The organism is Arthrobacter sp. K5 (assembly GCF_040448525.1).
In the GTDB taxonomy this organism is placed as follows: domain Bacteria; phylum Actinomycetota; class Actinomycetes; order Actinomycetales; family Micrococcaceae; genus Arthrobacter; species Arthrobacter globiformis.
The window spans coordinates 23366-45346 of the sequence record NZ_CP159279.1 but is presented as its reverse complement, the minus strand read 5'-3'; the positions used below and the strand labels follow the sequence as shown (position 1 = coordinate 45346).

General features: G+C 68.7%; 14 protein-coding genes and 3 pseudogenes. 5 read left to right on the top strand and 12 right to left on the bottom strand.

Annotated features, from left to right (window positions below; genetic code table 11):
• Window positions 1-78 precede the first annotated feature (78 nt).
• From ABRP34_RS00210 to ABRP34_RS00200, 3 genes and pseudogenes are all read right to left on the bottom strand, one after another.
• Window positions 79-2306: pseudogene (locus tag ABRP34_RS00210) on the bottom strand (AAA family ATPase).
• Window positions 2307-2479: 173 nt separating this feature from the next.
• Window positions 2480-3037: an adenine phosphoribosyltransferase gene (locus tag ABRP34_RS00205; RefSeq protein WP_003798665.1), complete on the bottom strand. Its 558-nt coding sequence runs from the start codon at window positions 3035-3037 to the stop codon at window positions 2480-2482.
• Between the two features lie 9 nt (window positions 3038-3046).
• Window positions 3047-3685 (bottom strand): DNA-3-methyladenine glycosylase, encoded by a 639-nt coding sequence (locus ABRP34_RS00200; protein WP_353711802.1) that lies wholly within the window; start codon window positions 3683-3685, stop codon window positions 3047-3049.
• A 111-nt stretch (window positions 3686-3796) separates the two neighbouring features.
• Between ABRP34_RS00200 and ABRP34_RS00195 the strand changes: the two genes are divergently transcribed.
• Window positions 3797-5437 carry an Ada metal-binding domain-containing protein gene (locus ABRP34_RS00195; protein ID WP_353711801.1) on the top strand — a complete coding sequence of 547 codons (1641 nt, stop codon included), beginning with the start codon at window positions 3797-3799 and terminating at the stop codon, window positions 5435-5437.
• Window positions 5434-5943 (top strand): methylated-DNA--[protein]-cysteine S-methyltransferase, encoded by a 510-nt coding sequence (locus ABRP34_RS00190; RefSeq protein WP_353711800.1) that lies wholly within the window; start codon window positions 5434-5436, stop codon window positions 5941-5943. The genes ABRP34_RS00195 and ABRP34_RS00190 overlap by 4 nt, the downstream gene beginning before the upstream one ends.
• Before the next feature lie 23 nt (window positions 5944-5966).
• On the opposite strand, the gene ABRP34_RS00185 is transcribed toward ABRP34_RS00190, so the two are convergent.
• The 9 genes from ABRP34_RS00185 to argC form a co-directional block, all read right to left on the bottom strand.
• Window positions 5967-6743, bottom strand: coding sequence for a maleylpyruvate isomerase family mycothiol-dependent enzyme (locus tag ABRP34_RS00185; RefSeq protein WP_353711824.1), 777 nt, complete (start codon window positions 6741-6743; stop codon window positions 5967-5969).
• 109 nt (window positions 6744-6852) lie between these two features.
• Complete coding sequence (gene argH / locus ABRP34_RS00180; protein WP_003798677.1) at window positions 6853-8292, bottom strand: argininosuccinate lyase; 1440 nt, start codon at window positions 8290-8292, stop codon at window positions 6853-6855.
• 6 nt (window positions 8293-8298) lie between these two features.
• The gene (locus ABRP34_RS00175; protein WP_003798678.1) at window positions 8299-9504 is read right to left on the bottom strand and encodes an argininosuccinate synthase; all 1206 of its coding nucleotides are present in this window, start codon (window positions 9502-9504) and stop codon (window positions 8299-8301) included.
• A gap of 62 nt (window positions 9505-9566) precedes the next feature.
• Complete coding sequence (locus ABRP34_RS00170; RefSeq protein WP_003798679.1) at window positions 9567-10097, bottom strand: arginine repressor; 531 nt, start codon at window positions 10095-10097, stop codon at window positions 9567-9569.
• Window positions 10098-11093, bottom strand: coding sequence for an ornithine carbamoyltransferase (gene argF, locus ABRP34_RS00165; protein ID WP_353711798.1), 996 nt, complete (start codon window positions 11091-11093; stop codon window positions 10098-10100). It lies immediately after the preceding gene.
• Window positions 11090-12346, bottom strand: a complete 1257-nt coding sequence (locus ABRP34_RS00160; protein WP_353713450.1) for an acetylornithine transaminase — start codon at window positions 12344-12346, stop codon at window positions 11090-11092. The genes argF and ABRP34_RS00160 overlap by 4 nt, the downstream gene beginning before the upstream one ends.
• 50 nt (window positions 12347-12396) lie before the next feature.
• The gene (argB, locus tag ABRP34_RS00155) at window positions 12397-13356 is read right to left on the bottom strand and encodes an acetylglutamate kinase (protein ID WP_003798684.1); all 960 of its coding nucleotides are present in this window, start codon (window positions 13354-13356) and stop codon (window positions 12397-12399) included.
• 31 nt (window positions 13357-13387) lie between these two features.
• Window positions 13388-14554, bottom strand: a complete 1167-nt coding sequence (argJ, locus tag ABRP34_RS00150) for a bifunctional glutamate N-acetyltransferase/amino-acid acetyltransferase ArgJ (protein WP_353711797.1) — start codon at window positions 14552-14554, stop codon at window positions 13388-13390.
• Window positions 14551-15582: an N-acetyl-gamma-glutamyl-phosphate reductase gene (gene argC / locus ABRP34_RS00145; protein WP_353711796.1), complete on the bottom strand. Its 1032-nt coding sequence runs from the start codon at window positions 15580-15582 to the stop codon at window positions 14551-14553. The genes argJ and argC overlap by 4 nt, the downstream gene beginning before the upstream one ends.
• A gap of 178 nt (window positions 15583-15760) precedes the next feature.
• Here argC and ABRP34_RS00140 point away from each other — a divergent pair.
• The 3 genes and pseudogenes from ABRP34_RS00140 to ABRP34_RS00130 all read left to right on the top strand — a co-directional run bounded on the left by ABRP34_RS00140 (window position 15761) and on the right by ABRP34_RS00130 (window position 21975).
• A pseudogene (locus ABRP34_RS00140) lies at window positions 15761-16865 on the top strand (acyl-CoA desaturase).
• 91 nt (window positions 16866-16956) lie between these two features.
• Complete coding sequence (locus ABRP34_RS00135; protein ID WP_353711823.1) at window positions 16957-17922, top strand: quinone oxidoreductase; 966 nt, start codon at window positions 16957-16959, stop codon at window positions 17920-17922.
• Between the two features lie 96 nt (window positions 17923-18018).
• A pseudogene (locus ABRP34_RS00130) lies at window positions 18019-21975 on the top strand (Pls/PosA family non-ribosomal peptide synthetase).
• Window positions 21976-21981: the final 6 nt, after the last annotated feature.

The window sequence follows — 21981 nt, the reverse complement described above, 5'->3', positions numbered from 1 at the left end:
CAGGGTCAGCGCCACCCGGACCCTCGGGGAGGGCAAGCGGGCGGGCCGGGCCGCGACGGCCGGGCCCGCCCGGAAACCTTAACGCTCGATGCCCGCCGGAACGTCCGCGGCCGCGATCAGCCGAAGCCGCTGGGTCGGGCGGGTCATGGCGACGTACAGATCGCCGACCCTGCCGTGCTCGTGGTTCAGCATGGCGCTCGGTTCAAGGACCACGACGCCGTCGAACTCAAGACCCTTGGCTTCCCGCGGGCTGATGACCACCACGTCCTGTTCGTAACTGCCGGCACCCGTGCCGAGCCGGGAACCATACTTCGCGCGCAGCGCGGCGGTGGCCTCCCGGAGCAGGTCCCCGTCGGCAATCACGGCGAGCAGACCGCCGTCGAGCGCTTCGAGCTCCTCGGGGAGGACCTCCACCAGCCGGCTCACGATGTCCGACTGCTCCACACGGTCGATAATCGGCGACCAGCGGCCCTCCCGGACCGCCTTCGGTGCGGAAACCACCAGGCCGGCGGCGTTGGCCATGCGTGCCGCCGCTTCGGCAATTTGCGACGGCGTGCGGTAGTTCACCGTGAGCTCCTCCAGCTGCCAGCGGTCGCCGAACATCGGGGCAAGGGCTCCCTGCCAGGACTTCGCGCCGGCCACGGAACTGGTCTGGGCGATATCCCCGACGATGGTGAAGGACTTGAGCGGGCAGCGGCGGACCAGGAGCCGCCACTGCATGGGCGAGAGTTCCTGTGCCTCGTCGACGACGATATGGCCGAACGCCCACGTGCGGTCGCTGGTGGCGCGCTCGGCTGCCGTCAGGCGCGCCTCGCGTTCCTCGTTCTGTTCAACGAGTTCCTCGGCGGACATCAGGACATCGACCCCGGCCGATTCCATGTTCACCAGGGTCTGCCGGGCGTTGGCCAGGGCGCGGGCCCGGTCCTGCTCCTGCTGGGCGAGGCCGCGGCCTGCCGCCGGATCCAGTTCACCGAGGAGTTCCGCAGCTTCGTCGAGCAGGGGTACGTCGGCCTCGGTCCAGGGGGCATCGGGGGCCCGCAGCAGGAGCTCGCGTTCCCTGGCATTGAACCCGGGGGTGCAGGCTTCGAGCAGGGCGGGCTTGCTGAGGAGTTCGTTCACCAGCTTCTCGGGCGTCATCGGCATCCAGCACAGGTTCAGCGCGATGCGCACGTCGCGGGACGTCCGCACGTCCTCGGCGAGGTACGAGCGGTCGGCGTTGTTGCCGATGTTGCCGGCCTCGACGAGTTCGGTCATCTGCTCGGTCAGCTCGCGGAGCAGGATCTTGACGAACGTCACGCGGGCCTCGTTGTGCGGCTTGCCGGTGGAGCGTGCGCGTTCACGTGCGCGCCGGACCTGGCGGGGCGTGAGGGTCAGCTTGCGGCCGTCGACTTCCAGGGTCCGGTTTTCGGCCGGAATGCGCTGCCGGTTGGCCACGGCGTTGGCAATGACCTCGGCCATTTCCAGCCGGCCCTTGATGGCGGCAACGTCCGCCTCCTGTTCCGGCACCGCATGGATGCCGGGCATGAGCCTGCCGAGGCTGGCCATGACCACGCCGGTCTCACCCAGCGACGGCAGGACGCGTTCGATGTACTTCATGAACGACGACGACGGGCCCACCAGCAGCACGCCGGCGGACTTGAGCCGGTCGCGGTGGGTGTACAGCAGATAGGCGGCACGGTGCAGGGCCACGGCGGTCTTGCCGGTGCCGGGCCCGCCCTGGACCACCAGGGCGCCGGAGATGGAGGACCGGATGATCCGGTCCTGCTCGGACTGGATGGTGCCCACGATGTCCGACATCCGGCCCGTGCGCTTGGAGTTCAGTGCGGCCAGCAAGGCGCCCTCGCCCTGCAGCGAGTCGGCGTCGGAAAGCATGTCGGCATCCAGGACGTCGTCCTCGATGGCCTTGACCTCGCGGCCCTGCAGGATCAGGTGCCGGCGCCGGCGCACGCCCTGCCGGTCAAACGCGGTGGCCTGGTAGAAGTGGCCGGCCTCCGGCGCGCGCCAGTCGACCATGAGCCGGACGAGGTCCTCGGTGGTGAGCCCGATGCGGCCGATGTACTGCGCTTCCCGGAGTCCAGGTCCAGCCGCCCGAACACCAGGCGGTCGTCGACGGCGTCGAGCTGGGCGAGGCGGTCCTCGTACAGGGCCGCGAAAGCGTCGCGTTCGGAAACGTTCTGCATGGTGCCGACGGCTCCCGCGCGGCGCACCTGGGCCAGCTGGGCGCGCTTTTCCTCGCGCAATTCATCAAGCCGTGTGTACAGACCGGCTACGTAGTCCCGTTCGTGGGCCAAATCGGCGTCGAGCATCGTTCCCCTATCGCAAAAGACAGACCGTCCATTCTATAACCTTTTCGGCTGACGTGGCGGCTCTTGAGCTGCTTACAGCAGGTTATCTGACGGCGCGGCTTCGCCGCTCACCGACGAGGCTGCTGGTCAGAGCCTGGTAAGCCAGAGCCACGGCCGGCCCGCGGACCGCAACGTCAGAGTCGCAGCAGCGACCGCACACGGTGCCCGGCCAGCGCGGAGCGGCCGCGCAGCTCGCCGAGTTCCATCACCACGCCCACGCCCGACACGTGGACGCCGCAGCGCTCAAACAGGCGGGCGGCCGCCCCGAGGGTGCCGCCGGTGGCGAGGACGTCGTCCAGGATCAGCACCCGGCTGCCGCGGGCCAGGTCCGTGGTGTGAAGTTCCAGGGTGGCGTTGCCGTATTCCAGGGCGTAGTCCTCAGAGTAAACCTCGCGCGGCAGCTTCCCGGCCTTCCGCACTGTCACCACACCGGTGCCGGTGGCGTAGGCCGCGGCGGCGGCGAGCAGGAACCCCCGTGCCTCGACGCCTGCCACGGCGTCGAACTGCCCCTTGAACGGTTCCACGAGCGCGTCAACGACTGCCCGGAACGCGGTGCCGTCGGCGAAGACGGGCGTCAGGTCCTTGAAGGTGATTCCGGGCTTGGGGTAGTCCGGAACGGTCGCGCAGAGGCTGGTAATGAGTTCGTCCACGGGGACGGGCCTGCGGGCAGGGGCTTGTTCGCTGTGGTTCACCCGTCCAGCCTACGCCCGCGGCGGGCGCGCCTTCGCAGCCTTGTAACGGGACACGGTGGGGTCGCCCGTGAGCCAGAACCGCCACGGATAATCGTGCGTGCCGCCATGCCCGGCGACGCCGACCCGCGGCCCGGTGCTGACGTGGGCGGCGGGTGCCGGCGGCAGTGACAGGCCAAACGGAGGGCTCAGGGCATCCCGTCCGCTGTCCTCGGTGGTCAGTCCAAGTGCTGTGGCCAGCCGGGCCGGTCCGCTGGCGAGATCCTTGGCGGCTTTCGACGTCGGCCGCCGGGCAAGCGCGAGTTCGCGGCCGCCGACGATTTCCCCCGCGCGGAGCAAGACGGCCGAGGCGTGGCCGGCCGGACCACAGACGATGTTGGCGCAGTAGTGCATGCCATACGTGAAGTAGACGTAGAGGTGGCCGGCCGGGCCGAACATGGGCGCGTTCCTGCGGGTCGGGCCGCGGTACGTGTGGGAGCCGGGATCGGGGTGCAGCGAATCGACGGGACCCATGTAGGCCTCGAGTTCGGTGATCCGGACGGAAACGGGACCTTCCTCGCTCTCGTGGGTCAGGACAGCACCAAGCAGCAGCGGCGCTATTTCGCGGGCATCGCCGGACAGGAACTGCCGCACAGGGCCGCTGGTGGTCATGCCCCGACTCTACCGAAGCGTCTGTTGTCCGGACCTGGCCCGAAGAAGCCGTTCCACGGCCATGTCCGATTTCCGCTAGCACGGCCTCTTGGTGGCTGGCAGGATGGAGTCATGGACTTCTGGCAGCGCTACCGCGCCATCGACGCGCGGGACACCCGCTTCGACGGGCAGTTCTACACGGCGGTGCGGACCACGGGCATTTACTGCCGGCCGTCATGCCCGGCGAGGACGCCCAAGGCGGAGAACGTCACCTTCTATGAAACCTCCGCGGCCGCCCACGACGCCGGCTACCGCGCCTGCAAGCGCTGCCTGCCGGAGGCCGTGCCGGGCACGCCGGCCTGGAACCTCCGGTCGGATATCGCCGGCCGGGCCATGCGGCTGATCAACGACGGCGTGATCAACCGCGACGGCGTTGAGGGGCTCGCCTTGAGGCTGGGCTATTCGTCCCGCCAGCTGAACCGGATCCTCAGCCATGAACTCGGCGCCGGTCCCCTGTCCCTGGCCCGGGCCAGCAGGGCACAGACCGCGCGCACGCTGCTGGTGTCCACGGGGATGAAACTTGCGGACGTGGCCTTCGCCGCGGGTTTCAGCAGCGTCCGCCAGTTCAACGAGACCGTGGCCGAGGTGTTCGACATGACGCCGACCGCCCTGCGCAGCACCGCACGGCACCATCCGTCCGCCCGCGCAAGCACCTCACTCACCCTGGCTCTCCCCTACCGCGAGCCATTCGACCCCGGCGTGTTCAGTTTCCTTGCCGTCCGTGCCATCCCGGGAATCGAGGCCGGAACCGCAACGTCCTATGCCCGCACGCTGCAGCTACCGCACGGTGGCGCTCGGTTCAGCGTTGAGTACACCGGTGGTGCCACCGGAGCGGGTGGCACAGCGTTGGCCAACACAGCGGTGGGTGACACAGCGTCGGATAATTCAGTGAAGTACGACGGCGGGCCGCACCGGCGGCCGCTGATTCTCACCATCGGCGCGGTGGACCTCCGGGACCTGCCGGCCCTGCTGAGCAGAGTACGCCGGCTTTTTGACCTCGACGCTGATCCCGTCGCCATCGATGGCGCGCTCGGCGCCGACCCCCGGCTTTCGGCGTCCGTGGCGGCAGCGCCGGGGATCCGCCTGCCCGGCGCCCTGGATCCGCAGGAACTGCTGGTCCGGGCCATGGTCGGGCAGCAGATCACGGTCGCCGCCGCACGCACGGCCCTCACGCAGCTGGCCGAGGCCGGCAGCCCCAGCACTGCCGCAGGCGACGGACTTTCCCGGCTGTTCCCGACGCCGGCGCAGATCGCCGGAGCCGGCGCGGAACTGCTGCGCGGCCCGCGGCGCAGGATAGAGTCTCTGCTGGCCGTTGCCACGGCACTGGCCGAAAACAAGCTGGAGCTTGGCTACGGGGACGATCTTGCCGGCCTTTCCGCCAAGCTGCTGCCGCAGCCCGGCATCGGGCCGTGGACTGTGGGATATGTGGCCATGCGGGTCATCGGCGCGCCGGACATCTTCCTCGCCAACGACGCCGCGGTGCGCAACGGAATCCGGGCGCTGCCCGGCGGTACTGCCGGAAGTGGCGCTGCCGGAAGTGGCGCGGGGCCGTCGTCGGACGTGCCGTCGCCGGACTTCCGCGAAGTCAGCCCATGGCGTTCGTACGCCACCATGCATCTCTGGCGGGCAGCCGCGGCTGCATCCGCGAACCCCCGCCGCCCGCGGGGCGCAGACAATGAAAGCGACAGTGCCATGAAAGTGACCGCACAATGAAAGCCCAATTGCTCACCATGACCACGCCGGACGGGCCGTTCACCATCATCGCCCGCGACGGCGTGGTGCTCGCCTCCGGCTGGACGGCCGCCCCCCAGGACCTCACGGGCCAGATCCATCCTGAGCTCCTGCCGGACGCCTACGAAGCGGTGGAGCACCTCGGGCCGATTTCGGCCGCCGTGGACGCCTTCTACGCGGGCGATCCGGCTCCGGCCATGAGCGTGCCTGTCCTGCAGAAATCAGGCCCGTTCCGCGTCCACGCCTGGGACATGCTCCGCACCGTCAGCCCGGGGGCGCCGGTTACTTACACCGAATACGCGGAGCTGTCCGGCAACGCCAAGGCGGTCCGCGCCGCCGCCAGCGCCTGCGCCTTCAATGCGGCGGCGCTGTTCGTACCATGCCACCGCGTGGTCCGCACGGACGGCACCATGGGCGGCTTCCGCTGGGGCCTGCGGATCAAGGAAAGCCTGCTGGCCCGGGAAAAGCAGGGACTCGCCGCAGGTTGAGCTGCCGGGCCCTGGGTGGGCCGCTATTTCGCCGGAACCCCGGCGGGCCACGGCAGCAGTTCCGGCAGGTCCACGCCGTCAGCGGCGGCCGAGGCACGCAGGCTGCCGAGTGACGGTTCCCGTCCGGCGAGCCAGGCGGCGATGTCGGTGATCATTCCGCTGATGACCGTGGAGCGGCCGCCGGTCCCGATGGTCACGGGAGGCATGCCGAGCGGCTGCAGCACCAGTTTCTGGTCCTCGGGCACGCGCGCGGCGAGGAAGGAGAACAGGTGCTCACAGAATGGCCTGCTCCACGTTTCCGAGCCGCGGCCTGTGTTGAGGTCGGAGGCATGGATCACCAGCTCGCGCCAGAGCGCGAAGCCACCGTCCAGCACCACTCCCCCGCGGTAGGAGATGGGCGCATGCCAGCTGCCGGCACCCGCCGCAGCAGCGTTCCCGGAAGCGGCACCCGCATCCGCCGCCAGCGAATCGAAGGCGCGCAGCGCCCGCTCCAGCGCTACGTTCAGATCCGCGCGGTGCTGTTCCAGGGCATGCCCGGCATTCATTTCGATGGCCTTCGTGCGGCCGTCATAGCCGCCGTCGTACAGTTCCACCATTTCCCCGCGTGCGGCGTATTCGAGCTGCCGGGCCATTGCGTTGGAGATGCCGGTGATGTGCGCGAGGACGTGTCCGCGGGTCCAGCCCGGGAGGGCCGAGGGGGCCGGGACGTCGGCCTCGGTGAGTTTGGCTGCCAAGGAGGAAACGGCGTCGGCCGCTTTGTGGAGCTCAGCCAGCAAAGCGTCAGGTGTGATCGCGGTCATGCCGCAATCGTAGCGGAGTGTTATTTCATGTTAACGCAGGTAAGGGTCTCGACGGGCTCGACCACCGGTGGGCGAGCCGTCGAGACCCAAGGTCCCGGCACGTGAACTGCTAGCCCGCGTACTCGCGGACGCCGCTAAGCTCGCCTTCCAGCGCAGCAAGCTGGCGTTCGACGGCGGCCGGGGCCGTTCCGCCCTGCGAGTTCCGGCTGTTGAGGGAACCTTCCGTGCTGAGGACGCTGCGGACCTCCGGGGTGAGGTGCTCCGAAATGGCGGCATACTCCTCATCCGTCAGGTCCCACAGCTCCACGCCGCGGCTTTCAGCCTGCTTCACGGCCGCGCCGGAGAGCTCGTGCGCTTCGCGGAAGGGAACGCCCTGGCGGACCAGCCACTCGGCGATGTCCGTGGCCAGCGCGAAGCCCTGCGGGGCCAGCGCTTCCATCCGGTCCGCATTGAACTTGAGCGTGGCGATCATCCCCGAAACGGCCGGCAGCAGCAGCTCCAGCGTGTCGGCGGCGTCGAACACCGGCTCCTTGTCCTCCTGCAGGTCCCGGTTGTACGCGAGCGGCAGACCCTTCAGCGTGGCCAGCAGGCCGGTGAGGTTGCCGATCAGGCGGCCGGCCTTGCCTCGGGCCAGCTCAGCCACGTCCGGGTTCTTCTTCTGCGGCATGATGGACGATCCCGTGGAGTAGGAATCGTGCAGCGTGACGAAGGAGAACTCCTTGGTGGCCCAGAAGATGACTTCCTCCGAGATGCGTGAGAGGTCCACGCCGATCATGGAGCACACCCACGCGAACTCGGCGAAGACGTCGCGGGATGCGGTGCCGTCGATCGAGTTGTGGACAGCGGAGAAGAAGCCAAGGTCCGCGGCAACTGCCTCGGGGTCAAGGCCCAGCGACGAGCCGGCGAGGGCGCCTGAGCCGTACGGCGAAACGCCGGCGCGCTTGTCCCAGTCCTGCAGCCGCTGCACATCGCGCAGCAGCGCCCAGGCGTGGGCCAGGAGGTGGTGGCTGAGCAGGACAGGCTGGGCGTGCTGCAGGTGAGTGCGGCCGGGCATGGCGACGCCCTGGTGCGCCTTCGCCTGCTCCACCAGCGCGTCGATGGTGGCGAGCACGCCGCGGGCGATGATCCGGGCGTGGTCGCGCAGGAACATGCGGCCCAGGGTGGCCACCTGGTCGTTGCGGGAACGCCCCGCCCGGAGCTTGCCGCCCAGCTGGGTCCCGGCCCGCTCGATCAGCCCGCGCTCCAGGGAACCGTGCACGTCCTCGTCGGACTCCGCCGGCAGGTACGCGCCCGAGGCGACGTCCGCATCCAGCTGGTCCAGGGCTGCGAGCATGCCTTCGAGTTCGGCGTCGTCCAGCAGCCCGGCCTTGTGCAGCACGCGGGCGTGCGCCTTGGAGCCGGCGATGTCGTAGCGGGCCAGCCGCCAGTCAAAGTGCGTGGACTTGCTCAGCGCCGCGAGGGCATCCGCGGGGCCGCCGGCGAACCGGCCGCCCCACAGTGCACCTGTGTTTGTCGCTTCGGTCTTCGAGGTTTCGACAGGCTCAACCAACGATTTTTACTTTCCTGCGACGCGGATGTCGCGGCCGGAGGCAACCTTGGCGGACATGCCCCACAGCTCGATGAAGCCGCGCGCCATGGACTGGTCGAACGTGTCGCCGGTGTCGTAGGTGGCGAGCTCGAAGTCGTAGAGCGAGGTCTCGGAGCGGCGTCCGTTGACGATCGCCTGGCCGCCGTGCAGCACCATGCGGATGTCGCCGGTCACGTACTTCTGGGTGTCCTCGATGAAGGCGTCCAGGGAGCGCTTCAGCGGGGAGAACCACTGGCCGTCGTAGACCAGTTCGGCCCACCGCTGGCCAACGGTGGCCTTGAAGCGCGCCTGCTCACGCTCGATGGTGATGTCCTCAAGGTGCTTGTGCGCGGTGATCAGCGCCATGGCTCCCGGGGCTTCGTAGATTTCGCGGGACTTGATGCCGACCAGGCGGTCCTCGACGACGTCGATCCGGCCCACGCCCTGTGCACCGGCGCGGCGGTTCAGTTCCTTGATGGCCTGCAGTGGGGTGACCCTGACGCCGTCGATCGCTACCGGAACGCCTGCTTCGAAGGAGATGGTGACCTCGTCCGGTGCCGGCGGGAATTCCGGCGTGGCGGTGTAGTCGTAGATGTCCTTGGTGGGGGCGTTCCAGATGTCCTCGAGGTAGCCGGTTTCGACGGCGCGTCCCCAGACGTTCTGGTCGATCGAGTACGGGTTCTTCTTGGTGGTCTCGATCGGCAATCCCTTTTCCTCGGCAAAGGCGATGGCCTTGTCGCGGGTCAGGGCGAGGTCGCGGACCGGGGCGATGCACTTCAGGTCCGGGCCGAGGGTCTGGATGCCCACTTCGAAGCGGACCTGGTCGTTGCCCTTGCCGGTGCAGCCGTGGGCCACGGTGGTGGCTCCGAATTCGCGGGCGGCCTTGACCAGGTGCTTGACGATGACCGGGCGGGAGATGGCGGAGACCAGCGGGTAGTGGCCCTGGTAGAGGGCGTTGGCCTTCAGCGTGGGCACGCAGTATTCGTTGGCGAACTCGTCGCTCGCGTCCGCCACGTAGGCCTCGACGGCGCCGCAGCCGAGGGCGCGCTGGCGGATGGTCTCCAGCGATTCGCCGCCCTGTCCGACGTCGACCGCCACGGCGATGACCTCGGCGCCGGTGGCTTCACCGATCCAGCCGATGGCTACGGAAGTATCCAGGCCACCGGAGTAGGCCAGAACAATACGCTCAGTCACGGAATATGCTCCTTAGTTGTTGTTTCTGTCTTTTGATTGTCTTGAAAGTCAGCGGCCAGGCGCTACTGGCCGGCTTCCTCGGCGAGCTGCAGGAAGCGGGCAGCCAGTTCCGGCCCGCCCAGCGGGTCCCGGGCCACGAGCAGCACGGTGTCGTCCCCGGCGATGGTGCCCAGGATCGAGGGCATTACGGAATGGTCGATGGCAAGCGCGAGGAAGTTCGCCGCGCCCGGCGGGGTCCGGAGCACCACGAGGTTGGCGGATGCCTCGGCCGTGACCAGCAGTTCCCCGCACAGCCGCGCCAGCCTGGCATCCAGGATTTCCTGGCTGACCCCGCTTTTGGCCGCCCGTTCCCCGCCTTCACCGGGAACGGCGTAAACCAGCACGCCTTCCTTGCCCCGGACGCGGACGGCACCAAGCTCCACGAGGTCACGCGACAGCGTGGCCTGGGTAACCTGCACGCCGTCGTCCGCGAGCAGCGCCGCAAGCTCAGCCTGGGAACGCACCGATTCGCCGGTCAGGATCGCGGTGATCCGCGCCTGGCGGGCGGTCTTGGTGGCCGGGCTGGCGCCGGGCGAGGGGGCGGGGACAGACAACTACGCCTGCCCTGCCAGGGGCCGCAGTCCGTCGACGACGGCCAGTCCGGACTGGTGCATGAGCCAGGCCATGAGCCCCTTCTGCGCGTGCAGGCGGTTTTCGGCCTCGTCCCACACGATCGACTGCGGGCCGTCAATCACGCCGGCAGAGATTTCGTAGCCGCGGTAGGCGGGAAGGCAGTGCAGCACCACGGCGTCCGCGGCGGCCTGCGCCAGCGCGGCCTCGTCCACGGAGTATTCACGGAAGAGCTGCATCCGTGCTTCCTTTTCGGCTTCCTGGCCCATGGAGACCCACGTGTCGGTGGCCACGACGTCGGCCCCCTTGAGTGCCTCCGCCGCGTCGGTCGTGATAAGCACGGATCCGCCGGTCTCGGCGGCACGTTCCCGGGCGGCCGCCACGATGCCGTCCGCGGGCAGGTAGCCGTCGGGACCGGCGATGCGGACGTGCATGCCGGCGGTGACGCCTGCCAGGAGGTAGGAGTTGGCCATGTTGTTGGCGGCGTCGCCAAGGTAGGCCATGGTGAGGCCCTTGAGTTCGCCCTTGTGCTCCTTGATGGTCAGCAGGTCGGCCAGCAGCTGGCAGGGGTGGTAGTCGTCGCACAGGGCATTGATGACCGGAACCTTTGAGTTCTCGGCCATGGCGACGAGGCCGGAGTGCGCGCCGGTCCGCCACACGATGGTGGAAACCATGCGCTCGAGCACCTTGGCGGTGTCCTCGACGGATTCCTTGTGGCCGATCTGCGCCTCGCCCGGGTTGATGATCAGGGCGTTGCCGCCCATGTCCGCCACGCCGGTGGCAAAGGAGACCCGGGTCCGGGTGGAGGTCTTGTCGAAGATCACCGCAACGGTCTTGCGGCCGCTGCCTTCGGCGGCGAAAGGCTGGACGCTGTACGGCGCCGCCTTCATGCGGCCCGCGAGTTCGAGGACTTCCGCCTGCTCGGCAGGGCTGAGGTCCGTGTCCTTGAGGAAGTGGCGGATGGTGCCGGTGGAAGTCACTGTGCGTCCTTTGCAGTTTGCAGGATGGCCGGAAGGGCGGCGAAACGGTCCGCCTGCTCGGTGGTCAGGATGAGCGGCGGGGCCAGGCGGATCGTGCGGGGGCCAGGGCTGTTGATGATGAAGCCGGCGTCCAGGGCAGCGGTCACGGCGGCCGGGGCGACGTCGGCATCCAGGTCGAAGCCGATCAGCAGTCCCTCGCCACGCACCTCTGTGACACCGTCGACGGCGGCCAGCGCCTGCCGCACATGCTCACCCACCACGCGGACGTGGTCCATCACCTGCTGGCTTTCGATGGCGTGCAGCGTGGCCAGTGCCGCGGCGGTGGCCACCGGGTTCCCGCCGAAGGTGGTGCCATGCTGCCCGGCGGAGAGCAGCGACGACGTCTTCTCACCGAACGTGACGAGCGCGCCGATGGGGAAACCGCCGCCAAGGCCTTTGGCCAGGGTGATGGCGTCGGGCACGATCCCGGCATCCTCGCTGGCCAGCCACTTGCCCGTGCGTGCGATGCCGGTTTGCACCTCATCGAGGATCAGCAGGGCGCCGGCTTCGGCGGTGAACTCGCGGGCTGCCTTCAGGTAGCCGGCCGGAAGGGGCCGGACGCCTGCCTCGCCCTGGATCGGCTCTAGGAAGACGGCAGCAACGGTGTCGTCCACCGCGTTGCGCAGGGCCTCGATGTCCCCGAACGGAATGTGCTCGACGCCGCCGGGCACCGGCTCGAACGGAGTGCGGTAGGCCTCCTTGGCCGTGAGCGCGAGTGCGCCCATGGTCCGCCCGTGGAATGCGCCTTCAAGCGCGATGATCCGGGTGCGGGGCTTGCCGCCCTCGGCGCCCCCGGCGGGAGACCCCGAGTTCCGGCGGGCCAGCTTGAAGGCGGCCTCGTTGGCCTCGGTGCCCGAGTTGGTGAAGAACACCTTGGAGCCGGCCGGTGCCTTGCTCAGCTCCAGCAGCTTTTCCGCCAGGGCGATCTGCGTGGGGCTGGTGAAGAAGTTGGAGACGTGCCCCAGGGTGGCCAGCTGGCTGGAGATCACCGAGGTCACGAACGGGTGGGCGTGGCCCAGCGCGTTGACGGCGATGCCGCCCAGGAGGTCCAGGTATTCCTTGCCGTCGGCATCCCAGACGAGGCAGCCCGCGCCGCGGACCAGCACCCGCTGGGGCGTGCCGAAGACACCCATCAGCGACGACGAGTAGCGTGCCAGCCACTCAGAGCCGCTGCTGGTGGGGACAATTGTGGTTACGGTGGCCTCCGCAGCGATGGGGGCCCCACTGCGGCCTTCAGCGGAATGGCTCAGTTCAGTGCTGCTCACTATGCGTTCACGTCCTCATCGGGTACGACCTGGGTGCCAATTCCGGCGGTGGTGAAAGTTTCCAGAAGCATCGAGTGGGGCAGGCGGCCGTCCACTATGTGCGCCCGCTCCACTCCCTCGTCGATGGCCTTGAGGCAGGCGGCCATCTTGGGAATCATGCCTGATTCGAGCCTGGGCAGCATGTCCCGCAGCTCGGAGGCCGTCAGGGACGAAATGAGCGAGGACTTGTCCGGCCAGTTGGCGTAGAGGCCTTCGACGTCGGTCAGGATGACCAGCTTCGAGGCGCCCAGGGCGGAGGCCACAGCTGCCGCCGCGGTGTCCGCGTTGACGTTCAGGACCTGGCCGGTGGGCTGGAAGCGCGCCGCGCCGGCCACGCCCTCGCCGGCGTCGGTGATCTCCGGGGCGACGGTGGAGATCACCGGGATCCGGCCGGCGTCGAGAATGTCCACGATGCCGGCGGGGTCCACTCCCACCACTTCGCCCACGAGCCCGAGGTCCACCTGCTCGCCGTCAACCACGGTGCCGGTGCGGACGGCACGCAACAGGCCGCCGTCTTCACCGGACATGCCGACGGCGTAGGGCCCGTGCGAGTTGATCAGGCCTACCAGTTCACGGCCCACCTGGCCGGTGAGGACCATCCGCACCACGTCCATCGCCTCGGGCGTGGTGACGCGCAGGCCGCCCTTGAATTCCGACTCGATGCCGAGCCTGCCCAGCATCGAGTTGATCTGCGGTCCGCCGCCGTGCACCACCACGGGGTGGATGCCGACGTGGTGGAGGAAGACGACGTCCTCGGCGAAGGCACGGCGCAGCTCGTCGTTGACCATGGCGTTGCCGCCGTACTTGATCACCATGGTGGTTCCGGCGAAGCGCTGGATCCACGGCAGGGCTTCGATGAGGGTGCCGGCCTTGGCTTGGGCATCACTCATGGACGTTGACTCGCGGGTCTGGGTGTTCATGCGGCTGGTTCTCCAGGGGTTGCTGGCGGATCTAGCTTGAGTAGGCGCTGTTCTCGTGGACGTAGTCGTGCGTGAGGTCGTTGGTCCAGATAGTGGCTTCCGCCCCGCCGGCCTGCAGGTCGATCTCCACGAGCACCTCGCGTGGTTCCAGGTCCACGAGCTTGCGGTCCTGGCCGATGCCGCCGTTCTGGCAGATCTGGACGCCGTTCATGGACACGTTGAGCTGGTCCGGTTCGAACACGGCGTCGGTGGTTCCCACGGCGGAGAGCACCCGGCCCCAGTTGGGGTCCTTGCCGAAGATGGCGGCCTTGAAGAGGTTGGAGCGGGCCACGGCGCGGCTGACGGTTTCCGCGTCGCGTTCCGTGGCAGCGTTGAACGTCCGGATCGCGATGTCGTGGCTGGCACCCTCGGCGTCGCCAATCAGCTTGCGGGCCAGTTCAGCGCAGACCTGGGTGAGGCCCTGGCCGAACGCCTCGGCTGACGGGACTGCCTTGGAAGCGCCGGAGGCGAGCAGCACCACGGTGTCGTTGGTGGACATGCAGCCGTCGGAGTCTGCCCGGTCAAAGGTGACGCGCGTGGCGTCACGGAGGACGACGTCGAGCATTTCCGGCTGCACGTCGGCATCGGTGGTGAGCACCACGAGCATAGTGGCGAGCCCGGGTGCCAGCATGCCGGCACCCTTGGCGATGCCGCCGATGGTGAATTCATTTCCTTCGGCGTCGGCGCCGGTGAAGACGGCCTGCTTGGGCACCGTGTCGGTGGTCATGATGGCAGTGGCCGCTTCGGGACCGCCGTCGGCGCTCAGGGCGGCGGTCGCGGCGTCGATGCCGGGGACGATCTTGTCCATGGGCAGCTGCTCGCCGATCAGGCCGGTGGAACAGACAAAGATATCGGTGGCGGACAAGCCCAGCACCTCGGCCGTTTTCTCGGCCATGGTGTGCGTGTTCTGGAAGCCCTGCGGGCCGGTGCAGGCGTTGGCGCCGCCGGAGTTGAGGATCACAGCGTCAACGCGGCCGTCCGAGACCACCTGGCGCGACCAGTGGACGGGGGCCGCGGCAACCCGGTTGGAGGTGAAGACGGCGGCTGCCGCTTTGGACGGTCCGTCGTTGACCACGAGTGCGAGGTCCGGGTTTCCCGAGGCCTTGAGTCCGGCTGTGACACCGGCGGCACGGAATCCCTTGGGGGCGGTAACGGTCACGGGGCAACTCCCTGCAGGTTAAGGCCGGCGGTCTCCGGCAAGCCAAGGGCAATGTTCATGGACTGCACCGCTCCACCGGCGGTGCCTTTGGTCAGGTTGTCGATGGCGCACGTGACAATGACGCGCCCGACGTGGTGGTCGAACGCCAGCTGCATGGCGGCGTGGTTGGAGCCCTGCACGGACTTGGTGGTGGGCCACTGGCCCTCAGGCAGCAGGTGGACGAACGGCTCGTCGTCATACGCCTCCGCCCAGGCACGGCGAAGTTCCTCGGCGCCGACACCGGGCTTGACGCGTGCGGTGGCGGTGGTGAGGATGCCACGGCTCATGGGTGCCAGGGTGGGCGTGAAGGAAACCGTGACCGGCTCACCGGAGGCGTTGGACAGGCCCTGCTCGATTTCCGGCGTGTGCCGGTGGCCGCCGCCCACGCCATAGGGGCTCATGGAACCCATGACCTCGGCGCCGATGAGGTTTACCTTTGCCGCCTTTCCGGCCCCGGAGGTGCCGGAGGCGGAGACAATGACGACGTCGTTCCCCTCGAGCAGGCCGCCGGCGAACCCGGGTGTGAGGGCGAGCAGCGCCGACGTCGGGTAGCAGCCCGGGACGGCGATCCGGTTGGCGCCCTTGAGTTTCTCGCGCTGGCCCGGCAGCTCTGGCAGACCGTAGGGCCACGTTCCGGCGTGGTCGGAGCCGTAGAACTTTTCCCACGCGGCGGCGTCCTCCAGGCGGTGGTCCGCGCCGGCGTCGATCACCACCGTGCCTTCGGGCAGCTTGGCCGCAATCTCGGCGGACGCACCGTGCGGGAGGGCCAGGAACACGACGTCGTGTCCGGACAGGTTCTCCACGCTGGTGTCCTCGAGAATCCTGCTCGCCAGGCCATGGAGATGCGGCTGCAGTTCGCCTAGTCTGGAACCGGCGTTGCTGTGTGCCGTGATGGCTCCGATGGTGACATCCGGGTGGCCGGCCAGGAGCCGGAGAACTTCGCCGCCGGCGTAGCCGCTGGCGCCGGAAACGGCAACAGAAATAGTCATGAAGACGACTATACAGCAAGACTATGCATAGGTCCCGATATTTATGCATGACTTTCCATGCCGTGAGCCGGTCCGCCGCGATGCTTAGCCACCGTATGATTAACAAAGGGTGATCCAGACCGTGCGCGCCGAATGTCGGCCGCAGCGTTGCCCGTAACAGTTACGAGGCACGCCGTTCATGACGTCCACCATCACTTCCGAGCGCCCGCAGCCCCGGATCAGCCAGCCCAGCAGGGTCCGCCAGGCCAATCCTGTCACACAGAGCTACTCCGACCTGCTCAAGTCCGTGCGCGCAGCCGGACTCCTGGAACGGCGCCAGGGCTTCTACATCACCGTCTTCGCCACGCTGGCTGTCCTGATGGCGGCGGCCTGGTTCGGTTTCGCGCTGATCGGCCAGAGCTGGTTCCAGCTCCTCATCGCCGCAGCGCTCGGCATCATCTGCACGCAGCTGAGCTTCCTGGCCCATGAGGCCGGCCACCGCCAGATATTCGCCTCCCGGCGCGCCAACGACTGGTCAGCACGGATCGGCAACATCCGTGGCCGGCGTCAGCTACTCGTGGTGGGAACAGAAACACGGGGCCCACCACAACCACCCCAACGTCATCTCCAAGGACCCGGACATCGCCCCGGGTGCCATCGTCTTCCACCCGGAAGCCGCGGCCGCACGGCAGGGCCGGCTGGCCCTGCTCACGCGCAAGCAGGGCTGGCTTTTCTTCCCCCTGCTCTTCCTTGTGGGTCTCGGCCTGCAGATAGATTCGGTCCGCTTCATTTTCCGGCGCGCCAAGGTCACGCACCGCTGGGTGGAACTGCCCATCCTGCTGGCCCGCCTCAGCATCCTTCCTGTGCTGGCGTTTTCCTTCCTGCCGCTGGGCATGGCTGCCGCCTTCATCGGCGTGCAGCTCGCTGTTTTCGGGTTCTACATGGGTGCGTCCTTCGCGCCCAACCACAAGGGCATGCCGGTCCTTCCGGCTGACAGCCGCGTCGACTTCCTCAGCCGTCAGGTCCTGACATCACGCAACATTTCCGGCGGCCGGTTCATGGATATCCTGCTCGGCGGCCTGAACCGCCAAGTTGAGCACCACCTCTTCCCCGACATGGCCCGGCCCCAGCTGCACAAGGCAACCGCGCTGGTGCGCCAGCACTGCGAAAAACACGGGATTCCCTTCACGGAGACCACGCTGGCGGCGTCGTTCGGAATCATCGTCAGGTACCTCAATGAGGTGGGGCTCGCTGCCGGACGCCACTTCGAATGCCCCATGGCAACGGTCTCCCGCCGCTACTAAGCGGCCGCCCCGACTTCGCCTGCACCGCCCCGGTCCCTAGGATGAGGGGAGGAAGGGTGCCGGAGGTCCCGGCCCGGAAAAGGAGAATTCCATGACGCACGCCATCGTCGCCCGGCAGGCAGGCGGACCCGAGGTTCTGGACTTCACGGAGATCGACCGTCCCGTCCCCGGCCCCGGCCAGCTGCTCATCAAAGTGGCAGCGGCCGGCGTGAACTTCATCGACACCTACCAGCGCGGCGGCATGTACCAAGTGCCTTTTCCCTTCACCCCGGGCTCCGAGGCCGCCGGCACCGTTGAGGAAGTGGGGGAAGGCGTTGAGAACTTCGCAGTCGGCAGCAGGGTCGCCACGGCCGAAGGTTCCAAATGCTATGCCGGCTACACGGTGCTGGATGCAGCGAAGGCCCTTCCGGTGCCTGACGGCCCGGATGACCAGACGGCAGCCGCCCTCCCGCTTCAGGGCATGACGGCGCACTACCTCATCAATTCGTCATTCCGGGTGGAGCCGGGCCACACGGTGCTGACGCATGCGGGCGCAGGCGGCGTTGGCCTGCTGCTGACCCAGCTGCTGAAGGAGCGGGGGGCACGGGTCATCACCACGGTGTCCTCCGATGCCAAGGAGGAACTTGCCCGGGAAGCCGGAGCCGATCACGTGCTGCGCTATCAGGGGTTTCCCCACCACGTCCGCGAGCTGACCGGAGGCAAAGGCGTGGACGTCGTGTATGACGGCGTCGGCCGGAACACCTTTGACGGGTCCATGTCCTGCCTGCGCACGCGCGGATCGCTCGTCCTGTTTGGAGCAGCCTCCGGCGCCGTTGCTCCCGTGGACCCCCAGCGGCTGAATGCCGGCGGCTCGCTGACGCTGACCCGGCCGTCCCTTGCGCACTTCCTTCTCAACGAACAGGAACGCCGCTGGCGGTCCGGGGAGATTTTCGCTGCCGCCGCCAGCGGAAACCTCAAGGTCCGCATCGGCGCCAGTTACCCGTTGGCTGAGGCCCGCCAGGCACACGAGGATCTCGAGGGCCGGCGCACCACCGGCAAGGTTCTGCTGGTTCCGTAGCAAAACAGCCTCGGATGAACACGAAGGAAACGATGTCACCTTCCGTTCATCTTGCCGGGAAAGAATTCAGCCGTGACTGACCCACTCCCGCACACCATGGACACCACCGCTCCCTCCGTCGGCGGACAGGCGGCAGTGCTGTACCCGGTGCAACTGCCGGGCGCTGCCGCCGCCCCGCCGGAGCGGACCCTGGTGGACATCCTCACCGGCACCGCCGCGCGCTTTCCGGATGCTTCCGCGCTCGACGACGGCCGCCGCTCCCTGAGCTACGCCCAGCTCCTGGCGGAGGTCAAGGCCGAGGGCCGGCGGCTCCACCAGGCCGGCCTCGGTGCGGGAGACAAAGTCGGGGTGCGGATTCCCTCGGGCACCAACGAGCTCTACATTGCGATCCTTGCGATCCTGCTGATCGGCGCCGCCTACGTCCCCGTGGACGCGGACGATCCGGACGAACGGGCCAGGCTGGTGTTCACTGAAGCGCGGGTGGCCGGCATCCTGCGGGCCGACGGCGTGATCGTCACGGACCACAAGCGGCCCGTCCCCTTCCCGGCTCCGCGCCCGGCCACCCCCGACGACGATGCCTGGGTCATCTTCACGTCCGGTTCCACCGGGACGCCCAAGGGCGTGGCGGTGCAGCACCGCTCGTCGGCCGCGTTCGTCGACGCGGAAGCCCGCATTTTCCTGCAGGAGGATCCGGTCGGCCCGCAGGACCGTGTGCTCGCGGGACTTTCGGTCGCCTTCGACGCGTCCTGCGAGGAGATGTGGCTGGCCTGGCGCCATGGCGCCTGCCTCGTGCCTGCCCCGCGGGCCCTGGTCCGCACCGGCATGGACCTGGGGCCGTGGCTGATCAACCACGGCATCACGGTGGTCTCCACCGTTCCCACCCTTGCGGCACTGTGGCCGGCCGAGGCCCTCGAGAACGTCCGGCTGCTGATCTTCGGCGGCGAGGCCTGCCCGCCGGAGCTGGCCGAGCGCCTGGCCGTGGACGGCCGTGAGGTGTGGAACACCTACGGACCCACCGAGGCAACGGTCGTGGCCTGCGCGGCTCCCCTGGGCGGTACCGGCCCGGTCAGGATTGGGCTCCCGCTGGACGGCTGGGACCTGGCGGTGGTCGACTCCGACGGCGTCCCGGTGGCCGAGGGCGAGGTCGGCGAGCTCATCATCGGCGGCGTGGGGCTGGCCCGCTACCTCGATCCGCAGAAGGATGCGGAGAAGTACGCCCCCATGCCCTCACTCGGGTGTGGGGCGCGCCTACCGCTCCGGCGACCTGGTCCGGTTCGAGCACGCCGGCCTGATCTTCATGGGCCGCGCCGACGAGCAGGTCAAGCTTGGCGGCCGCCGGATCGAACTCGGTGAGATCGACGCTGCCCTGCAGTCACTCCCGGGCATTGCGGGCGCCGCCGCTGCCGTACGCACGACGGCGGCCGGCAACCAGGTCCTCGTGGGCTACCCGGCTGCCGCCGGCGGCACGGACACCGCACTGGACCTGGCCGCGTTCCGGGAGCTGCTGTCCGCCACGCTGCCCGCTCCCCTCATCCCGATGCTGACCGTCGTCGACACGCTGCCCACCAAGACCAGCGGCAAAGTCGACCGGCATGCGCTGCCATGGCCCCTGCCGGGTGCCGGCGCGGCGGCCGCGGACGCCGCGCCGCTGAACGTGCCCGAGGATGCCCAGTGGATCGTTGACCAGTGGCAGGCAGTCCTTGGCAGCAGCGTCGACGGCCTCGACGCGGACTTCTTTGCCCACGGTGGCGGGTCGCTGGCCGCGGCGCAGCTCGTCTCCGCGCTCCGGGTCCGCTACCCCACCATCACCGTGGCCGATATCTACGCCACCCCGCGGATCGGCGCGCTGATAGAGGTGGCCCGCCAATCCCTGCCCGACGGCGTCTCCGCCGGTCCGGCCCCGGAACGGCCGGTCCGCCCCACGGCCCTGAAGTCGCAGGTCTTCCAGACCCTCATGGGCATACCGCTGCACATTCTGGCGGGCATGCGCTGGCTGACCTATCTGATGGCCGCCAACAACGTCCTGTTCACGTTCGCCGGGTTCACCGCCGCACCCACCGTGTCGTGGTGGTGGGTGGCAGCGTCCTGGCTGGTCTTTGTCAGCCCGCCCGGACGGATGGCCATCTCTGTTGCCGCCGCCCGCCTCCTGCTTCGCAACGTGCAGCCCGGGACCTACCCGCGCGCAGGCAAGGTGCATTTACGCCTCTGGCTGGCCGAACAGATCCAGGACCTGGCCGGCGCCGTCAGCCTCGCCAGCGCACCTTGGGTGCCGTACTACGCCAGGGCCCTCGGCGCCAGGATCGGAAGCAATATCCATTTGCACTCCCTTCCCCCGGTGACCGGCTTCCTCACCCTGGGCCGCGGCTGCAACATCGAACCCGAGGTGGATCTGTCCGGGTGGTGGATCGACGGTGACATCGTCCGGATCGGCCACGTCCACGTCGGGGCGGACGCCACCGTAGGCGCCCGCAGCACCCTGATGCCCGGGGCCAGCATCGGCGCCGGCGGCCAGGTGGAACCGGGCTCCGCCGTGCTGGGCAAAGTCAAGGCCGGCCAGTTGGTGGCCGGGTCCCCGGCAGAACGGCGGGGCAAAGCCAAGCAGGACTGGCCCGCGGGCCAGCCGGTCAGTTCCGTTCTGGGGCACCTCTGGTTCACGGCCTTCGCTGCCGCGTCCGCTGTCCTCGCCCTGATTCCCTACGCTTCGGCCGTGGCCGCAGCCCTGGTGGTCTTCCTGTTCATCAGGGGAAACGACTCGCTGCTCCATGCCCTGCCGCAGGTGCTGGCGTCGCTCCCGCTCGCAGCTTTGACCTGGTTCCTCACCAATATGCTGCTGATCCTGGTCACCACCAGGCTCCTGGGCGTCGGCCTGAAGGAGGGTTACTACCGGGTCCGCAGCCGCGTCGGCTGGCAGGTCTGGGCCACCGAGCGGGTGCTGGACATGGCACGGGACCTCCTGTTCCCGATATACGCCAGCCTGTTCACGCCGGTCTGGCTGAGGCTGCTGGGGGCGAAGGTCGGAAAGAATGTCGAGGCCTCCACCGTCCTGCTGCTGCCGCGCATGACCACGGTCGGCGAGGGCGCGTTCCTCGCCGACGACACCATGGTGGCTTCGTACGAGCTCGGCGGCGGATGGATGCACATCGCACCCGCGAAAATCGGAAAGCGCTCCTTCCTTGGCAACTCCGGGATGACCGCCGCCGGGCGCAGCGTGCCAAAGAACTCCCTGGTCGCAGTCCTCTCGGCGACGCCAGGCAAGGCCAAGTCCGGCACGTCCTGGCTGGGCAGCCCTCCGGTCAGGCTGCGGCGTACGGCGGTGGCCTCCGACAGCACCCGCACTTTCCAGCCCCCGGCCAGGCTCAAGGTGGCCAGAAGCCTCTGGGAACTGTGCCGGTTCGTGCCGGTGGCCCTGACGGTGGGCCTGGCCCTTGGCGTGCTGCTCGTCCTCGACTGGCTCGCCAGCGCCCTCGGCTACGGTCCGGCAGCGGCCCTCGGAGGCGTGGTCCTGCTGCTGGCGGGCGGGGTGGCGGCAGGCTTCTCCGTCGCGGCCAAGTGGTTGCTCGTGGGCAGGATCAGGACGGGCGAACACCCCTGTGGAGCTCCTTCATCTGGCGCAACGAGGTGGTGGACACCTTCATCGAAATGGTGAGTGCCCCGTGGTTCGCCCGGTCAGCCAGCGGCACCCCGGCCCTCGTCTGGTGGCTGCGTGCCCTTGGTGCCAAAATCGGCCGGGGAACATGGTGTGAAAGTTATTGGCTTCCCGAGGCAGACCTCGTGACCCTCGGCGCCAGCTCCACGGTCAACCGCGGCTGCGTCGTCCAGACCCACCTCTTCCACGACCGCATCATGAGCATCGACACTGTTAGTCTCGAAGACGGGGCGACGATGGGCCCGCACGGCGTGATTCTGCCGCAGGCGAGGATTGGCAAGGGCGGGACCGTTGGCCCGGCGTCCCTGGTGATGCGCGGCGAGACCGTTCCGGCCGGGACGTACTGGATGGGCAATCCGGTCAGCCCGTGGACCGGGCCCGCCGTTCCCGCACCCCGCCTGAAATAAGCGCCG

Coding starts and splice junctions, on each gene's coding strand:
- ABRP34_RS00200 (WP_353711802.1), bottom strand. CDS start 3,685: ATGACCACCAGCGGCCCTGTGCGGCAGTTCCTGTCCGGCGATGCCCGC.
- ABRP34_RS00195 (WP_353711801.1), top strand. CDS start 3,797: ATGGACTTCTGGCAGCGCTACCGCGCCATCGACGCGCGGGACACCCGC.
- ABRP34_RS00190 (WP_353711800.1), top strand. CDS start 5,434: ATGAAAGCCCAATTGCTCACCATGACCACGCCGGACGGGCCGTTCACC.
- ABRP34_RS00185 (WP_353711824.1), bottom strand. CDS start 6,743: ATGACCGCGATCACACCTGACGCTTTGCTGGCTGAGCTCCACAAAGCG.
- argB (WP_003798684.1), bottom strand. CDS start 13,356: ATGAACACCCAGACCCGCGAGTCAACGTCCATGAGTGATGCCCAAGCC.
- argC (WP_353711796.1), bottom strand. CDS start 15,582: ATGACTATTTCTGTTGCCGTTTCCGGCGCCAGCGGCTACGCCGGCGGC.
- ABRP34_RS00135 (WP_353711823.1), top strand. CDS start 16,957: ATGACGCACGCCATCGTCGCCCGGCAGGCAGGCGGACCCGAGGTTCTG.